This window comes from Microcystis sp. M113S1 (assembly GCF_020246945.1).
Classification (GTDB): Bacteria; Cyanobacteriota; Cyanobacteriia; order Cyanobacteriales; family Microcystaceae; genus Microcystis.
Genome location: NZ_JADBSA010000183.1, coordinates 1 through 10,891 on the forward strand (window position 1 = coordinate 1; position 10,891 = coordinate 10,891).

The 10,891-nt window shown below is 41.9% G+C and carries 9 protein-coding genes and 2 pseudogenes; 5 read left to right on the plus strand and 6 right to left on the minus strand.

The genetic code is table 11. The annotated features are described in order from the left end of the window. Positions 1-45 precede the first annotated feature (45 nt). The 4 genes from IM319_RS09310 to IM319_RS09325 all read left to right on the plus strand — a co-directional run bounded on the left by IM319_RS09310 (position 46) and on the right by IM319_RS09325 (position 3,871). Positions 46-855: a class I SAM-dependent methyltransferase gene (locus IM319_RS09310; RefSeq protein ID WP_287735389.1), complete on the plus strand. Its 810-nt coding sequence runs from the start codon at positions 46-48 to the stop codon at positions 853-855. A gap of 9 nt (positions 856-864) precedes the next feature. After that, positions 865-1,455: a 3-isopropylmalate dehydratase small subunit gene (leuD, locus tag IM319_RS09315; RefSeq protein WP_002796901.1), complete on the plus strand. Its 591-nt coding sequence runs from the start codon at positions 865-867 to the stop codon at positions 1,453-1,455. Positions 1,456-1,555: 100 nt separating this feature from the next. Next, the gene (locus IM319_RS09320) at positions 1,556-1,732 is read left to right on the plus strand and encodes a hypothetical protein (RefSeq protein WP_286825250.1); all 177 of its coding nucleotides are present in this window, start codon (positions 1,556-1,558) and stop codon (positions 1,730-1,732) included. A 72-nt stretch (positions 1,733-1,804) separates the two neighbouring features. Further along, positions 1,805-3,871 carry an AAA family ATPase gene (locus IM319_RS09325; protein WP_287735381.1) on the plus strand — a complete coding sequence of 689 codons (2,067 nt, stop codon included), beginning with the start codon at positions 1,805-1,807 and terminating at the stop codon, positions 3,869-3,871. Between the two features lie 3 nt (positions 3,872-3,874). Here IM319_RS09325 and IM319_RS09330 read toward each other — a convergent pair whose 3' ends face one another. From IM319_RS09330 to IM319_RS09345, 4 genes and pseudogenes are all read right to left on the minus strand, one after another. Further along, positions 3,875-6,112, minus strand: coding sequence for an FUSC family protein (locus IM319_RS09330; protein ID WP_287735383.1), 2,238 nt, complete (start codon positions 6,110-6,112; stop codon positions 3,875-3,877). A 215-nt stretch (positions 6,113-6,327) separates the two neighbouring features. Next, positions 6,328-7,773, minus strand: a complete 1,446-nt coding sequence (locus tag IM319_RS09335) for an Ig-like domain-containing protein (protein ID WP_287735385.1) — start codon at positions 7,771-7,773, stop codon at positions 6,328-6,330. A 158-nt stretch (positions 7,774-7,931) separates the two neighbouring features. Further along, positions 7,932-8,090 carry a hypothetical protein gene (locus tag IM319_RS09340; RefSeq protein ID WP_287735386.1) on the minus strand — a complete coding sequence of 53 codons (159 nt, stop codon included), beginning with the start codon at positions 8,088-8,090 and terminating at the stop codon, positions 7,932-7,934. A 131-nt stretch (positions 8,091-8,221) separates the two neighbouring features. After that, positions 8,222-8,503, minus strand: a pseudogene (locus IM319_RS09345) (photosystem II q(b) protein); the annotation flags it as partial. 343 nt (positions 8,504-8,846) lie between these two features. Between IM319_RS09345 and IM319_RS09350 the strand changes: the two are divergent. Then, on the plus strand, positions 8,847-9,074 hold the full coding sequence (locus IM319_RS09350) for a DNA-directed RNA polymerase subunit omega (RefSeq protein WP_002761217.1): 228 nt from the start codon (positions 8,847-8,849) through the stop codon (positions 9,072-9,074). 27 nt (positions 9,075-9,101) lie between these two features. Here the strand turns inward: IM319_RS09350 and IM319_RS09355 are convergent. Together IM319_RS09355 and IM319_RS09360 are read right to left on the minus strand one after the other, a co-directional pair. Continuing rightward, positions 9,102-9,494: pseudogene (locus IM319_RS09355) on the minus strand (hypothetical protein). Positions 9,495-9,517: 23 nt separating this feature from the next. Continuing rightward, complete coding sequence (locus IM319_RS09360) at positions 9,518-10,141, minus strand: DUF3782 domain-containing protein (protein ID WP_287735387.1); 624 nt, start codon at positions 10,139-10,141, stop codon at positions 9,518-9,520. Between the last annotated feature and the right edge of the window lie 750 nt (positions 10,142-10,891).

Below are 10,891 nucleotides of genomic sequence, written 5' to 3' on the forward strand. Positions count from 1 at the left end.
CATTGTGGCTATGTAGAAGATAGAGATATTAACGCCGCTATCAACATTCTCAAAAAGGGACTAAGTACGGTAGGGCATACCGAAACTAATACGCGCCGGCGTGAGATTCCCTCTGGTTTGGTTGGATACGTCCTGCCAGATCAAGGAAACTCGATGAACCAAGAATCCCTCGCTTTTAGCGATGGGAGTGTCAATGCGGTCGCAATTGCTCCAAAAGTAAAAAGTGTCATCGGGATCGATTTCACACCAGCAATGATTGCCAGAGCCGAAAAAAAGCTAGAAGAATTAAATATCGAGAATATTGACCTAATTAACGCCGATATAGCTGCCATTGACTTTGCCGAGTCTAGTTTCGATCTGATCACCTGTTCTCTGGCAATCGCACTTTTCCCCGATATCCCGCAAGTGCTGGGAAAATGGTATCAATGGTTAAAAAAAGGCGGTTCGGTCGCTTTTTCCTGTCATAATTTAGAATCCCACTTCCTACCCTTGATCAGTGGTGTTTGTCGCGAAACCTATGGTTTTGAGTTGCCTAATCTGCATACTCCCATCGCCACCCCAGAAAAATGCCATCAATTGCTGGAAAATGCGGGATTTACCAATATATCGGTCAATGTCGAGCAACTAGGTCGATATTTGCCCCTAGAAACTGCCAAAAACTTCTGGTATGGGCAGTATTTTCATCCTCAGGATAATCCTCTTGATCTCGCGTTGCGAGCGCGTTGCGACCGCCTATCGGCTGCCGAAATTGCGACTCTAGTGAACAATTATCGCCGAGAAATCGAGAAAAATGCCACCGATCGGGGAGTATGGCAAGATGCAACCACTTTTTTTGTCACTGCTAGTAAAAGTTAGAAAAAGATCATGAGTCAAGTTAAAACCATCTCTGGACGAGCTTTACCCTTGCGAGGCAACGATATTGACACCGATCGAATTATTCCGGCTCGTTTTTTGCGTTGTATCACCTTTGAAGGTTTAGGAGAACAAGTGTTCGCCGATGATCGAGCCGCTTTACAGGGGAGTCATCCTTTCGATCTACCCCAGTACCAAGGAGCGAAAATTCTGGTAGTCAATGGTAATTTCGGTTGTGGATCTTCTCGGGAACACGCACCGCAAGCAATTTTACGTTGGGGAATTCAAGCAATTATCGGGGAAAGTTTCGCCGAAATATTTTTTGGTAATTGTATCGCTAATGGGGTTCCCTGTGTCACTGCTGAGGCAAAAACCATCGCCCATTTACAGGATTTAATTGCAGCTAATCCCGAAATTCCCGTCGATCTTTCCTTGACAACTATGACGGTGGAATGGGGGGATTTTGTCGCTACCGTGTCTATGAATGAAGGTTCCCGACAGATGTTAATAGAAGGAGGTTGGGATACCTGCGGACAGCTGTTACAAAATCTCGATCTGATTCAATCTACCGCGCAAAAGTTACCCTATTTAAGTTTCGTTTAGAGAAACAATCTAGGGTGAGGGTGCGTTAGTAATAGATTAACGTACCCTAGCAGGGATTTTGGTTGAATGCAGCGGCTGTAAATATTAAAAAATCTGTCCTATGACTAATCCTGATCATGATCTCCAAAATATCCAAGAACCGATTTTAAACGCTCCCGAAGATGTGCGAAAAATCATCGATCGAGTTTTAAAATTGGAAAGAGATAAGTTATACCAGCGCAATCCTCGCAATATCAATGATGATGTTTTAACGATTATTAAAGAAGTAATTCAATAATCAGTTATCAGTTATCGGTTCACTGTTCACTGTTCACTGAAAAAAATTCCCCATCATCCCCTGTCTCTAAATATGAAACTACTATCAATAAAGTTATGTAATTTTCGACAATTTTATGGTAAGACTCCTGAGATACATTTAGCGGCAAGTTCTCGCAATACAACGGTAATTTATGGCAATAATGGGGCAGGAAAAACAACCATTTTAAATGCTTGTACTTGGGTGCTTTATGAAAAATTTACGGCAGCTTTTGCCGAACCAGAGTTATTAGTTAATAAACGGGCAATTACAGAAGTCAGCACGGGAACCTCCATAGAATGTTCAGCAGAAGTGAACTTTGAACATGAAAATAAACGCTATCAGGTAAAACGAAAATTTTTCGCCTACCAAGATGTAAATAGTAAAATTCAATACGGTCAAAATAGTTTATATATGCTCTACGCTGGTGATGATGGCAATTGGTACGCACCCCATCAACCCCCGGAGGATATTATTAATCAAATTTTACCCGAAAGTTTACACCGTTATTTCTTTTTTGATGGGGAATATATCGATCATCAATTTCGCAGTAGTAGCCAAGGTAAAATCGCAGAAGATACAAAGGAATTATTGGGAGTTAAAGTATTAGATAGAGCGATCGAGCATTTAAAAAAAGCTAGAAAATCTTTACAAGATGAACTTAAAGATTTAGGTGAATCGGATTTAAAAAAGTTATTAAAACAGGAAAGTAAAATTGAGCAGGATTTAGAGAAGTTAACCCAGCGTCAGCAGGATATTATTAACCAGTTATCCCAGCAGGAAGAATTAAAAAAAGCCTTGACTAATCGCTTATTAGAGTTAAGTGGTGCCGAGGAATTAAAACAGTTAAAAGAAAAATTAGAACAACAGGAAAGAAATCTGCGGCAAGATTTAGTCAGAACTAAGGATAAGTTAAAGAAATTAATTTCCCAGCAAGCTTATCAAGTCTTTTTAAAAGAAATTAATCAAAATTTTCAGCAATTAATCGATCGCCTACGACAACAAGGGGAATTACCCAGTGGTATCAAACAGCAATTTGTCCAACAATTATTAGAGGGGAAAAAATGTATTTGTGGCCAGGAATTACAGGAGAATAGTCAAGCTTATTTACAGGTACAAGACTGGATGAATAAAGCAGGAATGGCCGATGTGGAAGAAGCGGCCATTCGCTTATCTTCCACAGTCAAAGAAATGGATAAACGGAGCTTAGATTTTTGGCAAGAAGTGGATAATTATCAAGCTAATATTCACCAGTGGCGCTTAGAATTATCTTTGGTAGAATCAGAATTAGATGAAGTTCGGGATAAATTTCGCCATTATCCCGATGAAGATATTAAAAATCTGCAATCTCGCTTAGATGCGATCGAGGATTCCCTAAAAGATTTACGCTTGGAACAGGGCAGCAATAAAAATCAACTAGATATCTACGAAAAAGAGTTAGAATCCCTGCAAAAACAAGTACAAAAACAGCAACAAAAAGAGGCAAAATCTAATTTAGGACAACGACGTATTTTAGCGACTCAAGAGGCAATTAATCGCATTAGTGAGGTAAGACGGAGATTAGAAAATCAGTTTCGTTTGTCCTTAGAAAAACGGGTACAGGAAATCTTTAACTCAATTTCTTTTACTCCCTATATTCCCCGTATTAGTCCCGATTACGAGGTAAGATTATTAGAAAATACCACAGGATTCGCCATTCCCGTGGCAGCTTCCACCGGAGAAAATCAGATTCTCAGTTTATCTTTTATCGGGGGAATTATCGATCGAGTGCGAGAAGGTCGTCAGAAAAATACTTTGATGGGAATTGATAGCAGCACTTTTCCTCTGGTGATGGATTCCCCTTTTGGTAGTCTCGATCATATCTATCGTCGGCAAGTTGCGATCGCTATTCCTAAATTAGCCAATCAGTTAATTGTTTTGGTGACAAAAACTCAATGGAGAGGAGAAGTAGAAACCGAGATTTCTCCCTATATTGGTAAAGAATATGTGTTAGTTTATAATTCTCCGAAAGCGGATTGTCAAGAGGATTTAATTAATCTTCATGGTGTTGATTATTCTCTGGTGAAACGCAGTCCTAATAATTTTGAATATACGGAAATTATCGAAGTTAATCGATTCTAAATTTTAACTTCTAATAAAACGATCGATTGCTGTGTTCATTACCCCAACACGACTGGATAATTCCACAAGTTCCGTGGTGACAATATTATAATCCCCTAAATATTTCTGGAGATTAGTTCCCTCTTGTTGATGAGCAATTTCTACCAACCTTTCCTCTCGCAATTCTTGCAAATGATCGAGGATTTCTTCTAAAGCATCTTCGAGGGGAGGTAAGGGAAGAGGAGGATTATTTGTTTGCAAAGCTTGGGTTAATTGCGTCAAAGCTTGGGTTATTTGTTGCGTGAACAGACTCAGATTAGGATGGGGAGGACTACCGCGATATTGTTCCAATTCCGTCAATAAAACTGTCACCCCGCGACCAAAACGGGGAATATAATTACTTAAAGTGATTGCTGGTTCCATTTGTGCAAAGGGTGTGCTAGGATCATCAATTAATCTTTGTAGGGCCGTTTGCATAGTTGTATTTGCTCGTCGAGCTTTATCGCGATAGGAAGATAAACTTGCAGTTTGATAGGATGATTCTCCTAAATAAACTGCCATAACTGACTGAAAATATATTTGATTAGCTTCTAATGCTTTAATGGCAGCGAGGGAAAAAAGTTCATCTTCATTAAACCGTAAAAAACCGAAGGAAAGTGCAAAAGCTAAAGCACTACCGATTAAAGTATAAACTATTCTGATATACTCTAAATTAATCCCGTCATTGCTGACATCGAGACGACTGATGATTAAAGCAAAAATTGTGATAAAAAATACGGCTAAACTATAGTGAAATCGCACCAAAGCTAAAGCGATCGCTATAGAAATCACCCCAATAATTTCTAACCAGATCGAATTATCTATAATTGGCAACAATGCCAAAACAAAAAACGAGCCTAAAATCGTACCAAACACCCGATTAAAAAAGCGCTGAAAAGTCAAGCTAAAATCTGGTTTTAACACAATAACTAAGGTTAAACCAATCCAAAAACTATGGGTAATTCCTAGCTTATTGTAAATCAATACTCCTAGCGCACTTCCCAAACCCAAGCGTAAACCGTGACGAAATAGGGGCGATTCTAGATTAAAATTAGATTTTAATGGTTGCCACCAAGCTTTTTCTTGACCGTACTCTTTTTCTATCCCTTCAAAGTTCCGCTGCCAAGTATTTTTTTTATCTGAAAAGTCCTCGCTTTGCCGCAAATGTTGCGCTGTTTCACTGGCTATTTTTAGCTGTTTAGATAATTTTTTTAAACGATTATTTAATTGCGAAATTGCCACATAACTGCTATAATCATCCTGAGCATTTTCTAAAACTTTAGCTTGCAGATTTTTTTGTTGCTCGATCGCCTTGAGTAATAACTGCAAGCGCTCACAATCCGGTTGTTTATTTTTACCCAAAATTAACCCGGCAATATCTTCGCTAATTTCCGCCACTTGCACGAGAATATCTTCTAATAAAATACCCACCGTGGTCAGTTGTGGCAAGGGATAAAGATGAAGCAATTCTCGCAGTGCAATTAAGCTGGTATTAATGCGATCGCTATCTTCAATCAAGACGATTAACAATTCCCGCAGCTCACTTTTTCCCCAACGTCCCCGACGCGTCAAGGTGACAGTTTTCCTAGAACGGAGCAACAGTTGCCGGATTTTGTTAAAATATGGCTCCTCATTAGCATTAGAACGAGAGTGTAAGGGCAAAGAGCGGAGATAAGTGGCGATACCCTGAAAATTTTCCGCCGTTACCTGACGTAAAGGCTGATTAGGGCGAAAAGGCCAGATAAACAGGGCTAAAAAAATTGTCCATCCCCCTCCCAACACAGCGATTCCGGCCCGTTGTAAAGCGACGATAATATCTCCCGATGGCAAAGAAACAGCAAAAAGCAGCAATAAACTAATTACTAACCCAGCTAAAGCCCCATTTTCCCCGTAAACCGTCAAATAACCCGCTAGAAACAACCCGCAAAAAACTATCACTACGGTCAATCCTAGCCAAGCACTGGCTAATGTGCCGATAATCAAAGCTAGAGCCATCCCAATAGTCGTAGCGACTAGGGTTTTCGCTCTCAGGCAGTAAAGTCCCCCCACATCGGCTAAAATCAAGGTTTGAGCCGCTAAACCCACCATTAAACCCAATTTCGACTGATCTAAAATATCACCGATAATAATCGGGACTGCGATCGCTAATAAAGTCCTAATCCCCCGCTCGATCTCGATATCGCCACTAGGACGCAATAAAAAACCAAATCGCTGAAGTAGCATATAGCAGTTATCTTAATGGTGAGGTACACAGTTTTCGTTTTCGGGAGTCAGTATTCTCCGAGTCACCTGATTAGGTAACGATTTCTCCCCTGACTCCTGACTTGAAAGAGGGTGTAGGGTGTGGGGTGTGGGGTGTAGGGAAGGAAACCTCTTTCATCTGTGGGGGTGAAAATTTTTTCATCGGGACTGACTCCTAACTCCTCAATTCTGCTCTATTAGGGCAGCCAACGGGGTTTAAAACCGGCGTTGAGTTCTTGAGGTAAAATTTTCGGGATGCTATTGGGACTGAATTGATCGGGGAGTGGTAATAACCAGAGACGACCATCGGCAATGCTCGACCCTTCCCCGGTGACTAAATCATTTCTGACTCCAAAGGGTGTGGTTGCTAACTGATCAAATAATAAGGCCACGCCATCGGGAGACATACTCATATGCACGTCACGATAATTAGGTAAAGCCAGCAGTGGCATCATTTTACCCGTTTTTAGCTCAATAATCCCTAAAAATGGTTCTTCTTTCACTTTGCCATCGCTGCCCATGACCAGATCGCTTTTCAGACAGTAAAGGGTTTTTTCTTGTCGCGGTTCAAATTCACAGCTAATAATCGGATTAACTGTTCTTAATAGTAGTCTTGACTCTCCCTGATCGTTGAGCATAAATAGCGATCGCTGATTATCCGGTTCTGATTTCACCATTAATTTCTGGCGACCATCCCGGGAAAAAGCGAGGATTTTCTCGTAGGTAGGCAAAAATTGCGGTTTTCCTCCTTGGAAATCCAAAGGAATCACCGCTACCCCTCCCGTTTGACTGACAACCGCTTTTTTACCGTCGGGAGATAGTAAAAAATTATCCCCTTGCATTCCTAACGGTCGCGATTGTCCATCATCGCTGATTACCCATAAACTGGCATCCCCCGGATTCCCATGATTAATTCTCTGCACGATTAGGGTTTTGCCATTATCTGAGAGATTAAAGCGAAGATTTTGATAGGTTTTCGCATCTAAAAACCTTTCTATACGACCACTGGGCAAATTTTGACCATGTTCGTCATGATTTAACCCCGTAGTAATTGTGTAAAGTTGCTGTTTTGGGGTATCCCGTCCTAGGTCAGAGCGATCGAAGGCCGAGAATAAAATTCTTTCCCCCCTCGGATAGATTTGAAAATCCGTGACCACCAGATCCCCAGGGGTAAGGATGGTTTTTTTCAGTTCTGTGACGTTATTTGCCCCCTGAATGATATTACAGACGATTAAACGGCCTCTTTCCTCTTGGTTGACTCCAATATAGGCAAAAGCTCGATCGTGGCTGTAAAATTCGCCGATAAAGTCCTCACCTTGAGCAATAGGTAACTTTACTTGATATTTTTTGCCGTAGATCGGCAATTCCGTCAAGGTATAGGTCAAGCGATCGCCAGCCCAGCTAATTTTACCCGGCAAGGGAGGATCGATCACCAAGCTGGTTTCTATGTCGGAACGGTCAATCGGTCGATTAAAACTTAAAGTAAAATAATTGTCCCTAACGCCGATTTTTCGCCCTTGCCAGCTAAAATTCTCCCCTCGGGTAGGAACTTGATTTCCCTGGATCAAAATCGACGATATCGCCGCAATTAAAGCCAAAATACTCGCTAACACTAAGCGATCGAACCAAGCTAATCTTTTCATCAGTTATCAGTTATCAGTTATCAGTTATCAGTTATCAGTTATCAGTTATCAGTTATCAGTTATCAGTTAGAAAGGGGATTTAGGGATTTAGGGATTTAGGGATTTAGGGATTTAGGGATTTAGGGATTTAGGGATTTAGGGATTTAGGGAAATTTCAGCTAAATGCCCCACGTCCCCACGTCCCCACGTCCCCACACCCCACACCCCACGTCCCCACGTCCCCACACCCCACACCCCACGTCCCCACGTCCCCACGTCCCCACGTCCCCACGTCCCCACGTCCCCACTTTCTTATCAGCTTTAGTAATGATTGTCATCGGTTTTTTCAATCGAATAAATAAAAACGCCCCCAAAAAGGAAGCGTTTTTTAACTTATCATGAGGACTTAGCAAAATGTGTGCAGAGTTAGAACGCGGATGTTGGATGGGGATCCAGCATCTGTTTATTTTTAACCATTGATCGCCGCTGCCGTCAAGGCCATGGGGATAGCATCACCGGAAGCTAAATCGAGGGGGAAGTTTTGAGCGTTGCGTTCGTGCATTACTTCAAAACCAATGTTAGCGCGGTTGATCACATCCGCCCAAGTTGCGATCTCGCGTAGCGAGCGCGTTGCGACCGCACGTCCCTGGGAATCAATAATCGACTGGTTAAAGTTGAAACCGTTGAGGTTAAAAGCCATGCTTGAGATACCCTGGCCGATAGGGTAGATTAGGAAGACAGCAGTAGCAGCGGATACAGGTGCGGAATAAAATAACTCAGCCAATTAATTGGGTATATATGTAGCAAAGATTACTTTGCAGTATATGTTCAAGTATATTTATAGGCACTGCGATTGTGTCCCTTTTTTGGGTTTATTTATTTCAAAAATTATCTCTTTATTTGTATATTTTTAAACTTGTATAAAATTGATTTAAGTTTTGTAAAAAGTAGTTGACAAAATCCGATCGAGATCAAGAATCACCCTATACCTAAAGTTGACAAAATATGGTAAAGTAGGCTGAGTAATAAAACTTATCACTAAACTACTATCAGTGACAAGTGCCAAATTTACCACCAGAAGGCTCAATATAACTATGTCCAAACGGTTTAAATTCGACTCCTCCGAGATGATTTATCTCACCGATAAACTGATGAATGCGGCCAGCAATCGTTACTCGATCGTCGTGCAAGTCGCTAGACGGGCCAAACGCGTCCGCTACGATACCGTAGAAAATATCGATGACCCGATGATTAAACCCGTCCAACGGGCCCTGATGGAAATGACCGACGAATTAACCGAACCGGAATTATTACGCGATTAATCCCCTAAAATTGCCTGGAACCCACCCTTACAGTTCATCGGGGTTGATACCCAGTGATCTTAGTCTTTCCGCTAGTCGTTGGGCTTTTTGTTCCGCTTCCTGTTTAGCCAAACGTTCTTGCTGGGCGATCAAAAGTGCTTAAGCGGCGATCGCTTCCGCATTCATTGCCCTTTCCTCTGAGGTTAAATAGCGATTTCCCGATTGATCATAATGATTGCCGGTTCGTCGGGATTGCAATAAATCCCCATATCTACACCAAAATACCAGTCGTCCCGCTCCATCCAAATAAATGCTAATAAACTAAGTAATAGATTGGGAATATCGTTGGTGTAACTGGTTATCCACGGGTGTTTCGTTAGAACAGGGCAATTCTTCGGCACTGGGAAGAAGGCGATTTTTATTGTAGGAAAGGTTAACCATAGCGATTGTTTTGACTAGGGAAATTACCAAGTATTCGGTTGAAAGTCAGCATCATTAATAATGGCCACCGTATCCCCGGAGGGTTTAATCACAAATAGTCCTTTTTTATAAGCGTATCGATCGATCCCCTCGTTGATTTCAATTCCCGCCACCGCACCGTAAGCTCGATAGTTTTTATAATGGGGAAAAGCGATTTTAAAACGGGTCAATTTTTCAATAAATTCATCCACATCATCTTTAGATAATCTCGATTTACATTCCACCACCACGAGATCGGTATCATCGACGGCTAGAATATCAATTTCCATGGCGATGCCCTGACGCTTGACTCTAGCGCGGGGATAAACTTCTTTAATATCGATGCTTTTTTCCTGAAAAAGCCGTAAACCCGCCGGTTCTACCAATTCTTCCACAAATCGACCCCAGCGAGTGGTGAGACTATCTACCGCTCTGCTGGTTCGTTCAACCGTCCGTTTCAGTTCTGTCATCGAGCGCTCGCTTTCTAGTTTAGATTCGGCGAGGAGGTTCTCTATTTCGACTCTATGGCGGTCATATTCCGCCTTGGATTCGGCAGCCCGGCGATCATATTCCTCGGCGGAGGCGCGGAATAGCTGGTAAATATCCTCAAGAGTTACCGGTTCATTCATAGACTTACCTCTAAAACACCCCTGATCATTTTAGCGATTCCGTCGAGAAGCCGGACGAGAGCGAGAGAGCAAAACGGAAAGAAATATTAAGAATTATGTAAAAGACTTGACAAATGTGCGGGGGGGGTAAAGTATGTCTGGAATTTACAACGCTCAAAGAGCTTAATTTTAGATGAAACTAAGTAGGGCTGGCTGAATAATGGTAAAACCCTTTTAAAATAAGGCTTTTGACCTGTTAAAATCCGATGCTAGTGCAAGAATATAGGATTGAGACCTTCAAATCTGCCTTTTGCCTGCTTCAATTTCTCTGACAACGCTCGAATTGAGGAATAAAAATGAACATCAAGTTTTCACCTGTTCCTGTTGAAGACCGAGAAAGGGGAAGAAACGGTAATTGTTACAATCCTGGTTCTCCCCTGACTGAAGCCTTGACATCCTCGCCGCCCTAAAAGTGCGGCGATTCCTAAACCTCACGATTTAAGTTTCTGCTTCCACCACCGTCGCATACCACAGTTAAAAAACAATGTACTGTCTTACACAGAGTCCACAGACTTTCGCCCCATTTCAGAAGCCCGATTCCGTGTGTCCCACGGTACGTTTCCAGCTAAACGCTTCTTGTACTTGTTGCGCGCGACTTTTTACCCGGCCAAGCTTTTCTGGTCGGAACCCCCTAAGCCGAGTTTTCAAGGTGCTGCGCCGTCCACTTGGTTTTCGAGACTGGCCTTTTAATTCTAACGTAAAGCCAACCTA